Origin of the sequence: Kribbella sp. NPDC051137, assembly GCF_040682535.1 — a bacterium.
GTDB classification, from domain to species: Bacteria; Actinomycetota; Actinomycetes; order Propionibacteriales; family Kribbellaceae; genus Kribbella; species Kribbella karoonensis.
The window spans coordinates 213,827-231,070 of record NZ_JBFBBI010000009.1 but is presented as its reverse complement, the minus strand read 5'-3'; the positions used below and the strand labels follow the sequence as shown (position 1 = coordinate 231,070).

General features: G+C 69.2%; 17 protein-coding genes. 10 read left to right on the top strand and 7 right to left on the bottom strand.

Annotation, left to right across the window (positions count from 1 at the left end):
- Positions 1-199: 199 nt before the first annotated feature.
- Positions 200-1,375, top strand: a complete 1,176-nt coding sequence (locus AB0M51_RS41025; protein ID WP_344193463.1) for an ROK family transcriptional regulator — start codon at positions 200-202, stop codon at positions 1,373-1,375.
- On the opposite strand, the gene AB0M51_RS41020 is transcribed toward AB0M51_RS41025, so the two are convergent.
- Positions 1,372-2,595: a family 16 glycosylhydrolase gene (locus tag AB0M51_RS41020; RefSeq protein WP_344193465.1), complete on the bottom strand. Its 1,224-nt coding sequence runs from the start codon at positions 2,593-2,595 to the stop codon at positions 1,372-1,374. The genes AB0M51_RS41025 and AB0M51_RS41020 overlap by 4 nt on opposite strands.
- Before the next feature lie 223 nt (positions 2,596-2,818).
- Between AB0M51_RS41020 and AB0M51_RS41015 the strand changes: the two genes are divergently transcribed.
- Genes AB0M51_RS41015 through AB0M51_RS41000 form a run of 4 tightly spaced genes read left to right on the top strand, consistent with a single transcriptional unit; the run spans position 2,819 to position 7,244 of the window.
- Positions 2,819-4,678 carry a lectin gene (locus AB0M51_RS41015; protein ID WP_344193467.1) on the top strand — a complete coding sequence of 620 codons (1,860 nt, stop codon included), beginning with the start codon at positions 2,819-2,821 and terminating at the stop codon, positions 4,676-4,678.
- The gene (locus tag AB0M51_RS41010) at positions 4,675-6,036 is read left to right on the top strand and encodes a lectin (protein ID WP_344193469.1); all 1,362 of its coding nucleotides are present in this window, start codon (positions 4,675-4,677) and stop codon (positions 6,034-6,036) included. Before AB0M51_RS41015 ends, AB0M51_RS41010 begins: the two co-directional genes overlap by 4 nt.
- 38 nt (positions 6,037-6,074) lie before the next feature.
- Entirely contained in the window at positions 6,075-6,890 is an 816-nt protein-coding gene (locus AB0M51_RS41005) for a MerR family transcriptional regulator (RefSeq protein ID WP_344193471.1), read from the top strand.
- A gap of 6 nt (positions 6,891-6,896) precedes the next feature.
- The gene (locus tag AB0M51_RS41000) at positions 6,897-7,244 is read left to right on the top strand and encodes a VOC family protein (RefSeq protein WP_344193473.1); all 348 of its coding nucleotides are present in this window, start codon (positions 6,897-6,899) and stop codon (positions 7,242-7,244) included.
- Here AB0M51_RS41000 and AB0M51_RS40995 read toward each other — a convergent pair.
- Positions 7,241-7,990 (bottom strand): hypothetical protein, encoded by a 750-nt coding sequence (locus AB0M51_RS40995; protein WP_344193475.1) that lies wholly within the window; start codon positions 7,988-7,990, stop codon positions 7,241-7,243. The two genes, AB0M51_RS41000 and AB0M51_RS40995, sit on opposite strands and share 4 nt — an antisense overlap.
- 120 nt (positions 7,991-8,110) lie before the next feature.
- Here AB0M51_RS40995 and AB0M51_RS40990 point away from each other — a divergent pair, with 120 nt between their 5' ends.
- On the top strand, positions 8,111-8,734 hold the full coding sequence (locus AB0M51_RS40990) for an antibiotic biosynthesis monooxygenase (protein ID WP_344193477.1): 624 nt from the start codon (positions 8,111-8,113) through the stop codon (positions 8,732-8,734).
- A 38-nt stretch (positions 8,735-8,772) separates the two neighbouring features.
- On the opposite strand, the gene AB0M51_RS40985 is transcribed toward AB0M51_RS40990, so the two are convergent.
- Positions 8,773-9,312, bottom strand: a complete 540-nt coding sequence (locus tag AB0M51_RS40985) for a helix-turn-helix domain-containing protein (protein ID WP_344193479.1) — start codon at positions 9,310-9,312, stop codon at positions 8,773-8,775.
- Between the two features lie 33 nt (positions 9,313-9,345).
- Between AB0M51_RS40985 and AB0M51_RS40980 the strand changes: the two genes are divergently transcribed.
- Complete coding sequence (locus AB0M51_RS40980) at positions 9,346-10,089, top strand: SDR family oxidoreductase (RefSeq protein ID WP_344193481.1); 744 nt, start codon at positions 9,346-9,348, stop codon at positions 10,087-10,089.
- On the opposite strand, the gene AB0M51_RS40975 is transcribed toward AB0M51_RS40980, so the two are convergent.
- A complete protein-coding gene (locus AB0M51_RS40975; protein ID WP_344193483.1) occupies positions 10,069-10,791 on the bottom strand; it encodes a 6-phosphogluconolactonase in 723 nt (240 codons plus the stop codon). The genes AB0M51_RS40980 and AB0M51_RS40975 overlap by 21 nt on opposite strands.
- A 104-nt stretch (positions 10,792-10,895) precedes the next feature.
- Between AB0M51_RS40975 and AB0M51_RS40970 the strand changes: the two genes are divergently transcribed.
- Positions 10,896-11,549, top strand: a complete 654-nt coding sequence (locus AB0M51_RS40970) for a DedA family protein (RefSeq protein ID WP_344193486.1) — start codon at positions 10,896-10,898, stop codon at positions 11,547-11,549.
- 63 nt (positions 11,550-11,612) lie between these two features.
- On the top strand, positions 11,613-12,185 hold the full coding sequence (locus tag AB0M51_RS40965) for an NAD(P)H-dependent oxidoreductase (RefSeq protein WP_344193488.1): 573 nt from the start codon (positions 11,613-11,615) through the stop codon (positions 12,183-12,185).
- Here the strand turns inward: AB0M51_RS40965 and AB0M51_RS40960 are convergent.
- The 3 genes from AB0M51_RS40960 to AB0M51_RS40950 all read right to left on the bottom strand — a co-directional run bounded on the left by AB0M51_RS40960 (position 12,182) and on the right by AB0M51_RS40950 (position 16,101).
- Complete coding sequence (locus AB0M51_RS40960; protein ID WP_344193490.1) at positions 12,182-14,644, bottom strand: FtsX-like permease family protein; 2,463 nt, start codon at positions 14,642-14,644, stop codon at positions 12,182-12,184. The genes AB0M51_RS40965 and AB0M51_RS40960 overlap by 4 nt on opposite strands.
- On the bottom strand, positions 14,641-15,426 hold the full coding sequence (locus AB0M51_RS40955) for an ABC transporter ATP-binding protein (protein ID WP_344193492.1): 786 nt from the start codon (positions 15,424-15,426) through the stop codon (positions 14,641-14,643). The genes AB0M51_RS40960 and AB0M51_RS40955 overlap by 4 nt, the downstream gene beginning before the upstream one ends.
- Positions 15,427-15,504: 78 nt before the next feature.
- Positions 15,505-16,101, bottom strand: a complete 597-nt coding sequence (locus AB0M51_RS40950) for a TetR/AcrR family transcriptional regulator (RefSeq protein WP_344193494.1) — start codon at positions 16,099-16,101, stop codon at positions 15,505-15,507.
- A 104-nt stretch (positions 16,102-16,205) separates the two neighbouring features.
- On the opposite strand from AB0M51_RS40950, the gene AB0M51_RS40945 reads away from it, so the two are divergent.
- Positions 16,206-17,207, top strand: coding sequence for a hypothetical protein (locus AB0M51_RS40945; protein ID WP_344193496.1), 1,002 nt, complete (start codon positions 16,206-16,208; stop codon positions 17,205-17,207).
- Positions 17,208-17,244: the final 37 nt, after the last annotated feature.

Below are 17,244 nucleotides of genomic sequence, written 5' to 3'. Positions count from 1 at the left end.
GTCGGAACCGGTTTCGGAAGCGGTTCCGTAGATGAAAGCCGAGCCGGGGAGGGCTCGTCAATCACGGAGCGGTAACGAATCGCGTCTTAGTTCACGACCTGGAAGAAGGGGGATCTTCCGCCGCCGCAGGCGACGTGATGAACTCGGGGCGAGCGGCCTGCGCGGGGCCGGCTGTGTCAATCACGGTGTGAGGTCGAGGATGGAAGTACGCCGGACCACGGTGCGCGACATGCGCCGGTCCAACCGCTCGGTGATCCTCACCAGCATCTATCGCGAGGGCCCGCTGAGCCGCCAGGAGCTGACCGTCCGGACGTCGCTGAGCGCCGCGAGTGTGAGCAACCTGGTCGCGGAACTGATCGCCGAGGGAGTGGTCGAGGAGGCCGGGTCGGTCGAGTCCGAAGGCGGCCGGCCACGGGTGCTGTTGCGGGTGGCACCGACCTTCCGGTACGTCGTGGGCGCCGAGGTCGGGGAGACCCGGGTCCGGGTGGAGCTGTTCGACCTGGCGATGAACGTGCTCGCCCGGGCCGACCACCCGATCAGCTCGCCGACACCCGAGGAGGTCGTGAAGCACGTCCTGGAAGGGCTTTCGACCGTGATCGCGTCGTCCGGCGTACAGCCTTCGCAGGTTCTCGGGCTGGGCGTGGCGGTGTCCGGAGTGGTCGAGGACAACGCGGTCGTGGACGCCCAGACGCTCGGCTGGGACGCCGTACCGCTGGCCTCGATGCTTGCCGAGGGCACCGACATTCCGGTGCATGTGGACAACGGCGCGAACATGCTCGGCCAGGCGGAGATGTGGTTCGGCGCGGGGCGGGGTGCGACCGACGCGGTCGTCGCGCTGGTCGGCTCCGGGGCCGGATCCGCCTTGGTGGCCGGCGGATCCAGCTACCGCGGCGCCCGCAGCAGCGCGGGGGAGTGGGGCCACATGACGATCGTGTACGACGGTCGGCAGTGCCGCTGCGGGGCGCTCGGCTGCCTCGAGGCGTACGTCGGCGCGGAAGGCGTCCTGGACAGGTATCGGCTGGCCGGCGGCACTGTGGTCAAAGACGAAGAGGCTGCTTTCGTTGAGCTCCTGGAGTCGGACGAGGAGCCTGCGACAACTGTTGTGGCCGACACGATCGGCTACCTGGCGGCCGGCTTCGCGAACCTGGTGAACCTGGTCAATCCCGAGCGGATCGTGCTCGGCGGCTGGGCCGGGCTGCTGCTGGGGGAGAAGTACCTGGACACGCTGCGCGCCGAAGTGGGCAAGCACGCGCTCCGCCGGCCGTACGCGCAGGTGTCGATCGTGCTGTGCGAACTGGGTCGCGACGCCGTTGCCCTCGGCGCCGCGACCCTCCCCGTAGTACGGCTACTGCGCGACGGAGGCGCTGTCCGTTAGACGATCCACTTCTGGTTGGCTGTGCCGGCGCAGGTCCAGAGTTGTGTGGGTGTGCCGTTCGCGGAGTTGTTGCCGGTGACATCGAGGCACTTGTTCGCCTGTGGATTCACGAGGTCGTGCGCGGAGCTGTAGGTCCATTGCTGCGCGCCGGTTCCGTTGCAGGTCCAGAGCTGTACCTTGGCGCCGTCGGCGAGCGAGCCGGCGTTCACGTCGAGACACTTGCCGAGGGCACGGATCGTCCCGTCGCCGGGACGCGTCCACTGCTGGGCGTTCGTACCGTTGCAGTCGTACAGCTGGACCGGCGTACCGTCGGCGGAGTTGGCGGCGGCGACGTCCAGGCACTTGCCGGCCAGGCCGGTGATCTGTGATCCGCTCGAACTGCTGCCGAGCGTGGTGACCCGGACGTAGTCGACCGTCATGGTCTGCGGCATCACCGTGGTGCTGTCCGGATTGCCCGGCCAGCCGCCGCCGACCGCCACGTTCATGATCATGAAGAACGGGTGGTTGAAGACCCAGGTGTTGCCGCCGAGGTCGGCCGGCGTCCGGCGTTCGTACTGCACGCCGTCGACGGACCAGGTGATCGAGTCCGGCGCCCAGTCGACCGCGAACGTGTGGAAGTCGTCGGCGAACGACCAGCCGTTCGGATGGTTGTACGCGGCACCGATCCCGTTCGCGCCGGAGTATCCCGGGCCGTGGATCGTGCCGTGCACGGTGGCCGGCTCCTTGCCGATGTTCTCCATGATGTCGATCTCGCCGTCGTTCGGCCAGTTGGTGCCGCCGAGCATCCAGAACGCGGGCCAGAGGCCCTGGCCGCGGGGGATCTTGATCCGGGCCTCGAACCTGCCGTACGTCTGGGTGAAGGTCTGCGCGGTGAGCAGCCGGGCCGACGTGTACTGGCAGGGGCCGTACCAGCAGTTGAAGCCGCCGCTCTCCTGCCGGGCGGTGATCACCAGGTTGCCGTTGCCGTCCAGTGCCGAGTTGCGGGTCGAGTTGGTGTAGTACTCGAGCTCGTTGTTGCCCCAGCCGCCACCGCCGATGTCGTACCGCCACTTGGCGGGGTCGGGGGCCTGGCCGGCCGGGCCGTCGAAGTTGTCCTCCCAGACCGTCGCGGTCTGGGCCGCGGACGCCTGCTGGTGGCCGCTGGCGGCCGGTTGGAGGAGGGCGGTGCCGACCGCGACGGCACCGATCGCGACGAGCGCGAGCAAGCGGGAACGCTTCATTGATGTACCTCATTTCGGGGGCGTCTGAATGAGGGTGGATGTGCGCCGCAGCGTGCCGTGAGAACGCTCCCACGTCAAGCCCTGGACTAATTCAACGACCTGAAAAAAGTCTCCGCGGGCCGTTGACAGGGCTGTGTACGGATGGTTCTCTCGTGGTGACCATCAGTTGCGGCGCGGGCAGACGCCGTCATGACTTCCTTTGAAACAAGGGAGAACCGCCCCCATGAAACGCTTCCTGCCGCCCGTCGTCGCTGCGCTCTGCGTGGCCGCCGCCGGTCTCGGCTTCGGTACCGCCGCACCGGCCCAGGCCGCCGGCGAGCAGGTCAACGTCTGGCTGACCACCACCAACGACTCCGGCGGCCGCAACGTGACCCGGGGACTGCAGCAGCAGACCCCGGTCAGTTTCGGCCAGGCCGGCGGCTCCGCGAACCAGACCGTCACGGTCGACGAGAACACGACGTACCAGTCCTTCGAGGGCGGCGGTGCGTCGTTCGCGGACAGCTCCGCGTGGCTGTTGAACAGCAGCGGCGTGATCTCGGCCGCCACTCGGGACCAGGTGATGAAGGACCTGTTCGACCCGGTGAACGGGATCGGCCTGTCCTTCGTCCGGAACCCGATGGGCGCGTCCGACCTCGCCCGGTTCAACTACTCGTACGACGACACGTGCTGCGACCTGAACGACTTCAGCATCCAGCACGACCTGGCGGACGTCGTACCGCTCACGAAGCAGGCGCGCCAACTCAACCCGAATCTGAAGGTGATGGGCTCACCCTGGAGCGCACCCGCCTGGATGAAGGACAACAACGACTTCGTGCACCGCGGGTGGCTGAAGTGGGAGTACGCGCCGATGTACGCGCAGTACTTCGTCAAGTACCTGCAGCAGAACGAGGCCCAGGGCAACCACATCGACTACGTCTCGGTGCAGAACGAGCCGACCTGCTGCGGTACCGACAGCACCGGGTACGCGTCGATGAACTGGAACGGGTCCGGGCTGCTCGAGTTCACCAAGAACAACCTGTTGCCCGCACTGCACGCCGCCGGACTCACGACGAAGGTCCTGATCCTCGACTACAACTGGGGCAACTACAACGACCTCGGCTCGGTCCCGCTTGCCGACGCGGCGCTGCGGAGTGACCCGAACTTCGGCGGCATCGCCTGGCACGGGTACGGCGGCGACGTGAACCTGCAGACGCAGATCCATAACCAGTATCCGTCGGTCAACGCGTACATGACCGAGCACTCCGGCGGTACCTGGATCGGAAACCAGCAGACCGAGGACATGAACAACCTGATCGACTACACCCGCAACTGGGACAAGTCGTGGGTCAAGTGGGGTATCGCGCTCGATGAGAACCACCTGCCGTACGTCGGCGCCGGCTGTAACGTCTGCACCGGGCTCGTCACCGTGCACCGCAACGACAGCCAGCGGGGACAGGTCACCAAGACCGTCGAGTACTACACGATGGGCCACCTGACGAAGTTCGTGAAGCCCGGAGCGTTGCGGATCGACTCCACCGCGAACAGCTCGGTCAAGAACGTCGCGTGGAAGAACCCCGACGGTTCGAAGGCGCTGATCGCCTACAACACGACGGGCAGCTCGCAGTCCGTGCGGGTGAACTGGGGCTCGCAGTCGTTCGTCTACACGCTGCCGACGCAGACGTCCGCGACGTTCACCTGGTCCGGCTCGCAGAGCACTGGTAGTGGCGCTGGGCAGATCACTGGGCTGGCCGGAAAGTGCATGGACGTTGCCGGTGTTGCGACCGCTGACGGTACGGCGGTACAGCTGTACGACTGCAACGGTACGGCCGCCCAGCAGTGGCAGCGTCCTGGTGACGGGACTGTCCGCGCGCTCGGCAAGTGCCTTGACGTTTCTGGCGGTTCGGTCGCCGATGGCGCACGCGTCCAGTTGTGGACGTGCAACGGGTCGGCTGCGCAGCAATGGACCTACACGAGCGGGAGAGATCTGGTGAATCCACAGGCGAACAAGTGTCTTGATGTCACCGGCAACAATTCTGTGAACGGCACTCCTCTGCAGCTGTGGACGTGTGCGGGGACGGCCAACCAGAAGTGGATCGTGTCGTGAGGCGCGTAGCTGCCGCCGCCGCGGCGTTGGTGCTGGGTGGCGGGTTGCTGCTGTCTGCCTCGCCGGCAGAAGCAGCCACAGGTGCCGTTACCGGCTTGGCCGGGAAGTGCATGGACGTTGCTGCGGCCAACAGCGCCGACGGTACGCAGGTGCAGCTCTACGACTGCAACGGCACGAACGCCCAGCAATGGACGCGGTCGAGTGACGGGACGTTGCGGGCGCTGGGCAAGTGCCTCGACGTGTCCGGTGGTTCCGTCGCGGACGGTGCGCGGGTGCAGTTGTGGACGTGCAACGGGTCAGGTGCGCAGCAGTGGACGTACACCTCGGGGCACGACCTCGTGAACCCGCAGGCGAACAAGTGTCTCGATGTCACGGGCAACAACTCCGCCAACGGCACGCCGCTGCAGCTGTGGACCTGCGCGGGGACCGCCAACCAGAAGTGGAACGTGCCGGCCGCGGACGGCGGTACGGGCGGTGCGCCGATGGCGGCGGCGCCGTACCTGTACGAAGGCTGGGGTGATCCGCCGAACCCGGCGACCGTGATGAACGCGACCGGGGTGAAGTGGTTCACGATGGCGTTCATCCTGTCCAACGGGTACTGCAACCCGCAGTGGGACGGCGCACGCGCGCTGACCGGTGGGGCCGATCAGCAGGCGATCAACACGATCCGCTCGAACGGCGGCGACGTGGTGGTGTCGTTCGGCGGGTGGTCCGGGAACAAGCTCGGGCAGAGTTGCGGTACGGCGAGCGAGCTGGCCGCGGCGTACCAGAAGGTGATCAACGCGCTGTCGCTGAAGGCGATCGACATCGACATCGAGGACCAGGAGTTCTCCCAGGCCGCGGTCCGGCAGAAGGTCGTCGACGCGCTGAAGATCGTCGAGCAGAACAACCCGGGGATCACGACGTACCTGACGTTCGGTACGACGCAGACCGGGCCGGACGGGAACGGGCTGGACCTGATCAACCGCGGTGCGGCGTCCGGGCTGAACCTGGACGGCTGGGTGATCATGCCGTTCGACTTCGGCGGCGGCTCGACCAACATGGGTGCGTTGACGCAGCAGGCGGCCGACGGGCTCAAGAACGCGGTCAAGGCGGCGTACGGGCTGAGCGACGACGCGGCGTACCGGAGGATCGGCATCTCGTCGATGAACGGCCTCACCGACAACGCGGGCGAGCGCGTCAACCTGTCCGACTTCGAGTCGAACCTCGCGTACGCCTCGGCGCACCACCTGGCCCGCTTCACCTTCTGGTCCGTCAACCGCGACCGCCCCTGCACCGGCGGCAGCGCCGACAGCTGCTCCGGCATCTCCCAGAACCCCTGGGACTTCACCAAGGTGATCGGAAGGTACCGCGGATGATTTGACCCTCCGGTTACCGGAGGGTGGAAGCTTGTCGCATGACGGCGACGGTGACGGTGGGTGAGTTCTCGCGACTCACCCACCTGAGTGTGAAGACCCTGCACCACTACCACGAGATCGGCCTGCTCGCGCCGGTCTCGGTCGACTCCTCCTCCGGCTACCGGAGGTACGGGACGAGTCAGGTGGAGACCGCGCAGCTGATCCGCCGGCTCCGCGAGCTGCGGATGCCGCTGCCGGACGTCCGCGCCGTCGTCGAGGCCGGCGACGGCGCGGCCCGGGAGGAGACGCTGCGGACGCACCTCGAGCGGATGGAGCGGGAGCTCGCGCACACCCGCGACGTCGTCGCCTCACTCCGCGAGCTGCTCACCCCGGGGCAGCCGGTGCTCGACATCCAGTACCGCTTCATCCCGCCGTTCCGTGCGTACGGGGTCCGCGGGCAGGTGCTGCGTGACGAGATCGGCCCGTGGTGCGAGTTCGCGTACGGACGTCTCGGGCAGGTCGCCGGCCACATCAGCGGCAGCTCCGGGGCGACGTACAGCGACGAGTTCTTCACCGAGGACGAGGGTGAGGTGGTCGCGTTCCACCCGGTCCCGCTCGACCAGCCGGCCGCCGACGGCGTCGAGCTCGTCGACCTGCCGGGCGGGTACTTCGCGATCGCCGTGCACGCCGGCCACATGACTGACTTCGACCGGACGTACGGCGCCCTCGGCAGCCACGTCGCGGAGTACTGCGAGATCGCGCCCGGCCCGATCCGCGAGCTGTATCCCATCGGCCCCGGGGACGTCCCCGATCCGGCCGACTACCGCACCGAGGTCTGCTGGCCGATCCAGCGGATCCCTGTCCTGAAAGGCTGAAATCCTGTGTCCATCACTCTCGCGAACATCGCCGTCGACTGCACCAACGCGAAGGCCCTGGCAACCTTCTGGGCCGCCGTGCTGTCGACCGAGGTCGAGGCGGAGGCCAACGAGTACTTCGCGAAGATCACCACCGCGGCCGGTCCGACCTTGATGTTCCTCCAGGTCCCCGAGCCGCGGAACGGCAAGAACCGCCTGCACCTCGATCTCGCCACCGCCGACTGGTCCGCCGAGGTCGACCGCCTCGTCGGCCTCGGCGCCAAACGCCTCGACGAGCACACCGAGTACGGCACCCACTGGATCACCCTCGCCGACCCCGAAGGCAACGTCTTCGACCTCGCCGAGCACCACTAGGGGATTCGGTACCGGGCACCGTCGTACGTCGCCCCGCCGTCCTCGGCCAACTCCTCCAGGCGGGCTCGTGCCTGCGCCACCGGCCACCGGAAGGCGCGGCCGAGCTCGCCTGGCGTGGTCTCCAGCACCGTCTCCAGGAATCGCCGGCTCGCGAGTGCGTGGTCGGTGCCGCCGCCGACCTCGAACTGCTCACAGGTCAAGGCGACCAACGCTGCGGGCCAGCCGGATCCGCTCTCGTGGACGCCGGCCGTGGTGACCAGGAGACTGCGCTGGAGCTCGGTGATCGCGCGCTGGTAGCGGCTCCGGTCACCGATCAGCGCTCGCAGCGTCGCACTCGGCAGCGGCTCGTCGGCGATGGCCTTGGCGATCTCGTGGGCGGCAGGCGACAGCTCCAGCGACTGGTGGTCGCTCGGGTGGCCCGCGGCCGGATAGAGCGCGCTGAGGAGCTCCGGGGACAGGAACGAACCCCGGCCGCCGAGGTACGCGCCGTACCAGGCGAGGCCGCGACGGGGCAGTTCGTCCTTCCACGTCCAGACGCGTTGCTCGTTCTTGCCCATCCCCGAGCCGAACGGCTCCTCGTCCTCGCCGGCGACCGCCTCCCACAGTGACGGTACGACGGCACGCGGTGTCGGGAACAACAACGCGAACCCGACGTCGTCGACGAACGCGGCGGCTCGCTCGATCGACCGGACGCGTCGTCCCCGCACCCACCACCGAGTGGCCCGCGCTCGCCCGAGATCAGTCATCGGGACAGTCAATCACCGGCGGCTTGCGTGGGGCATTGCCAGGTGGGCAGGAGCGGAGCAGTGTGGGTTTCGAACCGGCGGCGCCGCCGGGGCGCTGCCCTGAGCGTAAGGGGGTGGATCGTGTACGCGCGTTCCACCACAATCACGGCCGCGCCGACGTCCATCGACGCCGGCATCGCGCAGTTGCGCGACGAGGTGATGCCCACGCTGATGGAGATGGACGGCTGCATCGGACTGTCCATGATGGTCGACCGGGAGTCCGGCCGGTGTATCGCCACCAGTGCCTGGCAGTCGGAGGAGGCGATGCGGGCCACCGACGAAGCACTCCGCCCGATCCGGGACCAGCTCGCGGAGACCATGGGCGGGGGAAGCCCGGACGTCCAGGAGTGGGAGATCGCCGTCCTGCACCGGGATCACCGTTCGGCGGCCGGCGCCTGCATCCGGGCTACCTGGGTGAAGGCGGATCCCGCAGACATGGACCGGGCGATCGACGTCTACAAGCTGGCGTTGCTGCCGAGGCTCGAGGACCTGGCCGGCTTCTGCAGCGCCAGCCTGCTCGTCGACCGGGCGTCCGGTCGTTCGGTCTCGTCGGTGACGTACGACAGCCGGGAAGCGATGGCCGAGACCCGCGAGGCCGCCGCCTCGATGCGATCTTCGACCGCCAAGGACGCCGGCGCCGAAGTCCTCGACGTCTGCGAGTTCGAACTGGCGATCGCCCATCTGCGGGTTCCCGAACTGACCTGATCCCGCCCACACCACCGGAGTACGGCTCGAGGCGGCGGCTAAGGCGCGTGGTCGAAGACCGAGGTGAAGGCTTCGCGGAAGAGGTCGGCGAGGTCGGCCTCGCCGTTGCCGGCTGCCCAGCGGAGTAGCGCGGTGTGGGTCACCCCGAGTACGGCGCTCGCGGCCGCGCGGGCGGCGTACTCGAGGGTGGGATCGATCGCGCCGACGAACGCTTCCTGCAGACGGAACTGGCTGTCCAGGTGTCGGGCCTGCAGTGCCGGTGTGCTGATCATCAGTTGCAGGCGGGCGAGCAGGAGATCGTTCGCCGAGCGGTCGAGGATCGTCAGCACCGTCCGGCCGATGCGGTCGGTGAGGGAGCCGTCAGCGGGGAGTTCCGCGATCTGCTGGTCGAAGTCGTCGTACAGCACCAGGTCTTCCTTGGTGGGGAAGTTCCGGTAGACCGTCATCGCCGAGACACCGGCCGCGTCCGCGACGTCGTTCACCGTGGTCGCGTCGTACCCCCGGTCGGTGAACAGCCGGAGCGCCTGCCGCTGGATGCGCTGCCGTGTGTCCGCGCGCTGGCGGTCCCTCAGACTCATGTGGTAGATACTAACAACATGATAGTTTCTAACATGAATGACAGGGTGGCATTGGTGACCGGTGCCTCGCGGGGCATCGGGCGGGCGATTGCGGAGCGGCTGGCCGCGGCGGGGGCCGAGGTCGCGGTGCACTATCACCGGGACAAGGCCGGCGCCCAGGAGACGCTGGCCCGGATCGATGGGCGCGGATTCCTGGTCGGGGCCGAGCTCGGCGTGCCGGGTGATACCTCCGCGGTGCTCGACCAGTTGACGCCCGGGTTGGCCGGCAGGCGGTTGGACGTGCTGGTGAACAACGCCGCGGCATCACCTGCCGGGCCGATCGGTGCCGATACCGAGGAGGCGTTCGACCGGTTGATGGCGGTGAACGTACGGGCGCCGTACTTTCTCATCCAGCGGCTGCTGGCGGTGCTGGCCGACGGCGGGCGGATCGTGTCGGTCTCGTCGGTCGCGACCCGGATGGCGAACCCTGCGCAGACCTCGTTCGCGATGACGAAGGGCGCACTCGAGACGATGACGCGGACGCTCGCCCAGGAGTTCGGCGCACGCGGGATCACCGTGAACGCCGTCGCTCCCGGTGCGACGCGCCACCAGGAGAACGCCGCGGTCTTCGAAGTGCCGGGGCTGGCGGAGTTGATCGTCGCGCAGACGGCGCTCGGCCGGCTGGGCAGCGCCGAGGATGTTGCCGAGGTCGTCGCGTTCCTCGCGTCGCCCGCCGCGGGGTGGATCACCGGGCAGGTCGTGGACGCGTCCGGCGGGCTACACCTCGGGGTCGGATAGCGCGTCGAGGAACAGGTGTACGTCGGGGTGGGTGCGGAGCGCCGTACCGGGGTGGTTCGGGCCGATCGGCCGGGTGAGGGTGTCGTGGACGGCCTGGCGTTTGACTGCGCCGGGGACGGAGCCGATCAGGGTGCGGGCGTTGAGCAGGCGGGGGATCGTGACTGTGATCGCGTGTGTCGGTACGTCGGCCAGGGTCGGGAAGTTGCCCTCGTCGACCTGCTGCTGCCGACTGGTCTCGTCGAGTGCGACCCGCTTGGTCGGGTGCGGGTCGTCGAAGTCCGCGGGCGGGTCGTTGAAGGCGAGATGGCCGTTCACGCCGAGGCCGAACAGTACGAGGTCGAAAGGTTCGTCGCCCATCGGGTAGCTGTCGGCATCCGGGTCCAGCTCGTGGAAGGTTGCCTGCGGCACCTTTTCGAGGAAGGTCCGGTGCAGCCAGTTGCGGAACGACTGCGGCGCCTCCGGGCTCAGTCCGACGTACTCGTCCATGTGGAAACAGGCGACCTTGCTCCAGTCGAGCTCCGGTTCCTCGGCGAGTGCGGTCAGTGTGGCGGTCTGGCTCGGCGCGGCCGCGAGCATCACGCGGGCCTGACCGTTCTCCGCGATCGCCTTCCGGACTACCACGGCGGCCTCGGCAGCAGCGGCGCGGCCGAGTGCCTCCCGGTCCGGAGCGGTCGTGACCCGTGGCGCATGCTCAACAGTCATAGGTAGAAGGCTCGCACAAGTCCGCGCCGCCGGGGGTTGTCCCCCGGTGTGGACGGTGGTTGTCCGCAGTGTGCGGGTTGTCATCGCCGAATAGGTTCGTGGGCATGACGACGAACCAGGCGTTGACGGAGCCGACGGGCGGCGTGGCCGGATGGGCGATCGATCTGATGGAGCAGCTCGGACCGGCCGGCGCCGGAGTCGCGGTGGCGCTGGAGAACCTGTTCCCGCCGTTGCCGAGCGAGGTGATCCTGCCGCTGGCCGGGTTCGCCGCGGCGCGCGGCGACCTCGGGCTGGTGAGCGCGATCGTGTTCACCACGCTCGGATCGGTCGTCGGCGCGCTCGCGTTGTACGGCGTCGGCGCGGTGCTCGGCCGGGACCGGACGCGGGCGATCGCCGGCAAGCTGCCGCTGGTGAAGCTGCGCGACGTCGACAAGGCGGAGCAGTGGTTCGAGCGGCACGGCGCGAAGGCCGTGCTGATCGGACGGCTGGTCCCGGTGGTGCGCAGCATGATCTCGGTGCCGGCCGGGGTGGAGCGGATGCGGGTCGCGGTGTTCCTGCCGTTGACGGCGATCGGCAGCCTCGCCTGGAACACGCTGCTGATCGTGGCCGGCTACCAGTTGGGCGAGCGGTGGCATGTCGTCGAGTCGTCGGTCGGCATCTTCCAGAAGGCAGTGCTTGCCGGGGCCGTGCTGGCGGTCGGGTGGTTCGTCGTGGTGAAGCTGCGGGGCCGGCGTTCGGATGGTGAGAAAGTCCAGTAGCGCGATCGACTTTGACTACGCTGCACAGGAGGAGTTGCTGCCGAGGTTCAGGAGATGGGTCGGATGTCCTCAGTCAGGTTGGAGTGGCCACAGTCCGTGGTCACCGTGGTGGGTAATCCGCGCGCCGGTTCGCGGACGGCCGCCGCCGCGGCATCGGTCGCGGAACTGCTCGCCTCCGAGCTCGGTACGCCGTACCGGATCGACGAGCTGATCGACCTGGTGACGTTCGCGCCGGCGATCTTCCAGGGCGGCCCCTCCGAGCAGTTGGCGACTGCGATCGACCTGGTGTCGGCTGCCTCGGTAATCGTCGTCGGGACGCCGGTCTACAAGGGCAGCTACACCGGCCTGCTGAAGAGTTTCCTGGACGTACTGCGGCCCTCGGCGCTGGCCGGTTCGGTGGTGATCCCGGTGACGGTGTCCGCCGCCCCGAGTCACAAGCTCCTCGCCGACCAGCACCTGCGCCCGGTCCTCGCTGAGCTGGGCGCGAGCGTCCCGGTCCCCGGCGTGATCCTGGAGGAGCGCGACCTGGAGGACCTCCAGGTCGTCCTCTCCCCGTGGATCCGGGAGAACGCCGGCATCATCCAGGCCACCACGATCGCCCTCCAACCGGTGGCCGAGCCGACACCTATCCACTAGTCAGTGGTGCTCGGCTGGGTAGGGGAGTGCCGGAGGGCGGCGGTGGCCGGGACGAGCGTCGAGCCGAACGTGAGTACGGCGGCCGCGCCCGCGATCGCGAGGTAGATCCAGGCCGGACCGGTGGGGATCGCGCTGCCGGAGACCTTGGACGAGAACGGCAGCAGGCAGGCCAGTGCCACCGCCGTACCGAGAGTGATGCCGATCAGCGTGACCAGCGTGCTCTCGGTGGTGAGCATCCGCAGCACCTGGAACCGGGTGGAGCCGGTCAGGCGTTGCAAGGCGAACTCGCGGCGGCGGCGCAGGGTCGTCGACACCAGTGTGTTGACGACCGAGACCGCGGTGTACGCGATCAGCATGCCGACGAGCATGTAGTTGACCCACGCCTGCGTCTGCAGGTCCTCGACGTTCGTGGCCACGAGCGCGCTGCGGTCCGCGACCTGGACGCCGGGATGGGCGGCCGCGAGCTTCGCGAGCGCCGGACGGATGTCGGCACCTGGCGCGGCCCGAACCAGCATCTGCCGGGTGAGACCGTCCGTCGTGTGCGCGGCAACGAGCGACGCGGGCAGGATGATCGTTTCGTACCCGCGCTCGGCCGCGAACGTCGCGACCACCCGCAGCTTCACGGTGGTCCCGTCGCCGAGCGTCATCGTGATGTCCGAGCCGACGCCGCGTCCGGTCTTGCTCGCCATGGATTCCGGTACGGCCGCCGTCAGCCCGGTCAGGCCGGTGAGCGAACCCGCGGTCAGCCGGACGGGCGCCGTACCGTCGGCGCCTTGCGCGTCGACACCGACCACCGGCGCGCCGTCCTCGTCGAACGGCGCGTTGCGCGGGTCGTCGACGGCGCCCATGCTGCGGACGTACGCCGAGGCGCTCGCGACGCCCGGTACTGCGCGGACCTGCTGGAGGAGCCTCGCGGAGAGGCCGGCGTCCGAGACCAGGACGCCGTCGGCGCGGAGGTCCCGGGTGAACGCCTCGGAGGAGGCGTGCACCTGGGTGGTCTGCATGTACAGGTTGGCGGTCGAGATGCCGACGGCAAGCATCACCGGTACGACGGCGGCCGACAGGGCGACCGAGCGGGCCGAGAGGTTGCGGATCGCGAGGCGTCCGTTGACGCGGGTCAGCGCCTGGACCGGCCAGCGCCAGAACGCCAGGACGGCCTTGGTCCAGAACGGGCCGAGCAGGGCGACGCCGATGGCCCAGCACAGGACGGACGGGCCGGCGGTCGAGGCGGCCAGTGGTCCGCTCATGACGGTCGCGGTGACGATGAGCAGGGCGAGTCCGCCGCCGAGCGCGATCAGGCCGAAGAACAAGCGGATCCAGGAGAACCACTTGCGCTGCAGGGAGGCCTCGGCGAGGGCCTCGACCGGTCGGATCCTGGCGGACTTCCGGGCCGCGATCAACGCTGCGCCGACGGCGGCGAGGACTGCGGCGCCGGCGCCGGCGGCGAACGGGATCCAGCCTTGGGAGAACTCGACGACGGGGGATGCGACGCCGTGTTCACCGAGCTGGGTGAAGAGGAAGCGGCCAAGGAAGATGCCGGGGAGGCAGCCCAGTACGACGGCCGGCAGGCAGACCAGGAGGGCTTCGCCGAGGATCATCCGGCGTACCTGGCCGGGGGTGGTTCCGATGCCGCGGAGGAGGGCGAACTCGCGTTCGCGGTGCTGGGCGGCGAGCGCCAGGGTCGACGCGACGACGAACATCATCGTCATGGTCGCGATGCCGCCGAAGGAGCCGGCGATCGCGATCAGCGCGGTGCGGTGCGACTCGGCGTCGGGATGCTCGGCGAGGCCGCGGTCGACGCCGGCCGCGACGGTCAGGTCGCCCAGCTTTTCGAGCTGCTCGCGGACGCCGTCGAGGTCGGTGCCAGGGGCAACTTGTACGCCGATGTCGGCGAAGCGGCCGGGGTTGCGGACCAGCCGCTCGGCATCTCCGTCGGAGAAGAACGCGTGGCCCTCGGGGCCTTTCGCCGTACCACTGATGGTGAAGGTGCGGGGCTCGCCGTTGACGAGGAAGGTGAGCTGTTGGCCTACCTTCCCCGACGAAACCACTACCTGCCCGGACCGCGGTGCGTGCCCAGAGCTGAGGTGGTAGGGGGCAAGCACTGCCGACGACCAGTTGTGGCCTTCGGTGGTGTTGGGGGTGATTGCGGTGAAGGTGTAGTCGCCGACGGCGGAGGTGACGCCTTGGGTGGAACGGATCCGGGGAAGCAGGTCGACCGGGACGCCGACGCGTTCCGGGAGCGGAGTGGCGTCTTCGGCGCCGGGCCGGAGGTGGGACTGCTTGCCGGTGAGGACGAAGGTGGGTGCGGCCAGACGCTGGGGTTCCACGTTCGAGCGGATGCCGGTCTCCATCAGCCCGCCGCACGCCATCACGATCGCCGTACCGAAGACGACCGCGACGAACGTCGCCACGAACCCGCTCATGCGGTAGCGCAACGTGCGCAGGGCGAGGCGCATCATCCCGCCACCACCTGCAGGTTCGATCGTGCGCCGAGGTGCGTCATCCGGTCCGCGACCTGCTCCGCGGTGGGGGCGGTCAGGCTGCCGGCGAGGGCGCCGTCGGCGAGGAACACGACCTGGTCGGCGTACGACGCCGCGACCGGGTCGTGCGTGACCATCACGACCGTCTGGCCCTGCGTCCGGACCGGCTCACGGAGCAGTTCGAGGACGTCGGCCGCCGTCTGGGTGTCGAGCGCACCGGTCGGCTCGTCCGCGAAGATCACCGCCGGCCGCGCGACCAGCGCCCGCGCGATCGCGACTCGCTGCTGCTGACCGCCGGACAGCTCACCCGGACGGTGCTTGTGGCGGTCGCCGAGCCCGACCCGCTCCAGCACCTGCCGTACGGCGGTCTTGTTCGGGCGGCGGCCGTCGAGCTCCTGCGGCAGGCAGACGTTCTGCCAGACGTTCAGCGTGGGCAGCAGGTTGAAGGACTGGAAGACGAACCCGATCCGCTCCCGGCGCAGCTCGGTCAGCTTGCGCTCACTGAGCCCGGCCAGCGGCAGCCCGTCGATGTACACGCTGCCCGACGTCGGCCGGTCCAGCCCGGCGGCGCAGTGCAGGAAGGTGCTCTTGCCCGACCCGGACGGACCCATCACCGCGGTGAACGTCCCGGGGGCGAACTTCATCGAGATCCCGTTGAGCGCCGTCACCGCGTTCCCGCCGCGGCCGTACACGCGTCGTACCTCCTGCAGGACGACCGAGTACCCGGTCCCGTCGACTGCTTCCTGCGTCCGTTTCCTCATGGCGTCGACGCTACGGAGCAACGGCGTACCGGCCGAGGGTGCTGGACCGCCGGACGGGGTGGGTGAAACTCCACCCTGCTACGAGCGCAGCAACGCCCGCAGCCCTTCGGTGTAGCTCTCGGGCGTCACGTCCCCGATCAGCAGCCGCTGGATGATGAACCCGGGCAGCGTGCCGAACAGCACCTGCCCGATGTGCTCCGGGTCCGCGTCGGCGTCGACCGTGCCGTCGGCCTGCGCGCGCCGGGCGACCGCCACGAAGTGCTCGCGCAGTTGGGTGTACTTCGCCACCGCGGTCTCCTTGACCGCCGGGTTGCGCAGCGACTCGGCCCAGGCCTGCACCGCCACCCGGGTGACGTCGCCGCCGGGGCGCTCCGCGATCACGACGACGTGCTTGAGCGCGGCCTCCAGCGCGGTCAGCGGGGTCAGCGGCCCCTCGGAGGCGAGGATCGTCTCGAAGAGCTCGTCGATCGCGCTGAGCGCGTCCTCGGCGATCGCGCCGACGATCTCCTCCTTGCTCTTGAAATACCCGTAGACGGCGCCCGCGGAGAGTCCGGACGCGCGGATCACGTCCGCCATCGTCGTCTTGTGGAAGCCCTCCTCGAGCACACAGGTACGGGCGGCCGCGACGATCTGCGCGCGACGCGCCAGCCGGTGTTCCTCGGTGACCTTGGGCACGCCCGCAACATAAAACGAATGTCCGTTCTTGACAAGCCGCGGAGCTGTTGCAACGCTCATAAAGAACGATCATTCGGTTTTATTGCCTGAGGGAGAGTCCCGCCATGACCACCGAAGCGCACGCGGCCGACCGTCGCCGGCCGCCTCTCATCGCCGTCATCGTGCTGCTGACCGCGGTTCTCACGGTGTTCCTGATCGCGTTCGCCTGGCCGTCCGCCCGGTCCGCGCCGCGCGACGTCCCGCTCGCGGTGGCCGGCCCGGCGCCGGCGGTCGCCCAGGTGAAGACGACCCTCGACCAGGCGTTGCCGGGCGGCTTCGAGCTCACCGCAGTACCGGATCGGCAGGCGGCCGTGCAGCGGATCGAGGACCGGGACGCGTACGGCGCGATCGTGCTCGACGGGCCGCAGCCCGAGGTACTGACCGCCTCGGCGGCCGGGCCCGCGGTCGCGCAGGTCCTCACGCAGCTCGCGGGGCGGATGCACCCGGACGGTGGGGCGAAGGTCACCGACGTCGTACCGCTGCCGAAGGACGATCCGCGCGGTGCCGGCCTGGCCGCCGGTGCGTTGCCGCTCGTACTCGGCGGGATCATCGCGGCAGCGGCGCTGACCCAGCTGGTCCGGTCCGGGCCGAAGCGGATGATCGGCGCGGTCACCTTCGCCGTCACCGGCGGGCTCGCGCTCGCCGCCGTACTGCAGTACTGGCTGGGGTCGTTCGAGGGCAGCTACCTCGGCAACGCGGGCGTGATCGTGATGTCGATCGCGGCCATCAGCCTCACCCTCCTCGGCCTCGAGTGGCTGCTGGGTACGGCGGGCCTCGCGCTCGGCGGTGCCGTGATGATGCTGCTCGGCAACCCGCTCTCCGGAATGACCAGCGCCCCGGAGATGCTGCCGAGCGGCTGGGGCACGCTGGGCCAGCTGCTACCGCCGGGCGCCGCGGGTACGGCGTTGCGCTCGGTCAGCTTCTTCGACGGCGCCGGGAGCGGCCGCCCGCTCGTGGTCCTGAGCTGCTGGCTGCTTGCCGGGCTGCTGCTCTGCGGACTCGGTGCGCTCCGCGGCCGGCGACACGCCGTACCGGCTCGTCATGAGGCGCGCACGGTGGCGGCCTGACAAAGTCGGGGTATGGAAACGCGGTGACCGGATCGTT

Excerpts from the sequence above, each read along its gene's own strand:
- AB0M51_RS41015 (WP_344193467.1), top strand. The coding sequence starts at position 2,819 with ATGAAACGCTTCCTGCCGCCCGTCGTCGCTGCGCTCTGCGTGGCCGCC.
- AB0M51_RS41025 (WP_344193463.1), top strand. The coding sequence starts at position 200 with ATGGAAGTACGCCGGACCACGGTGCGCGACATGCGCCGGTCCAACCGC.
- AB0M51_RS40980 (WP_344193481.1), top strand. The coding sequence starts at position 9,346 with ATGAATGACAGGGTGGCATTGGTGACCGGTGCCTCGCGGGGCATCGGG.
- AB0M51_RS40955 (WP_344193492.1), bottom strand. The coding sequence starts at position 15,426 with ATGAGGAAACGGACGCAGGAAGCAGTCGACGGGACCGGGTACTCGGTC.
- AB0M51_RS40995 (WP_344193475.1), bottom strand. The coding sequence starts at position 7,990 with ATGACTGATCTCGGGCGAGCGCGGGCCACTCGGTGGTGGGTGCGGGGA.
- AB0M51_RS40945 (WP_344193496.1), top strand. The coding sequence starts at position 16,206 with ATGACCACCGAAGCGCACGCGGCCGACCGTCGCCGGCCGCCTCTCATC.
- AB0M51_RS40985 (WP_344193479.1), bottom strand. The coding sequence starts at position 9,312 with ATGAGTCTGAGGGACCGCCAGCGCGCGGACACACGGCAGCGCATCCAG.
- AB0M51_RS40975 (WP_344193483.1), bottom strand. The coding sequence starts at position 10,791 with ATGACTGTTGAGCATGCGCCACGGGTCACGACCGCTCCGGACCGGGAG.
- AB0M51_RS40970 (WP_344193486.1), top strand. The coding sequence starts at position 10,896 with ATGACGACGAACCAGGCGTTGACGGAGCCGACGGGCGGCGTGGCCGGA.
- AB0M51_RS41005 (WP_344193471.1), top strand. The coding sequence starts at position 6,075 with ATGACGGCGACGGTGACGGTGGGTGAGTTCTCGCGACTCACCCACCTG.
- AB0M51_RS40965 (WP_344193488.1), top strand. The coding sequence starts at position 11,613 with ATGTCCTCAGTCAGGTTGGAGTGGCCACAGTCCGTGGTCACCGTGGTG.
- AB0M51_RS40960 (WP_344193490.1), bottom strand. The coding sequence starts at position 14,644 with ATGATGCGCCTCGCCCTGCGCACGTTGCGCTACCGCATGAGCGGGTTC.
- AB0M51_RS41020 (WP_344193465.1), bottom strand. The coding sequence starts at position 2,595 with ATGAAGCGTTCCCGCTTGCTCGCGCTCGTCGCGATCGGTGCCGTCGCG.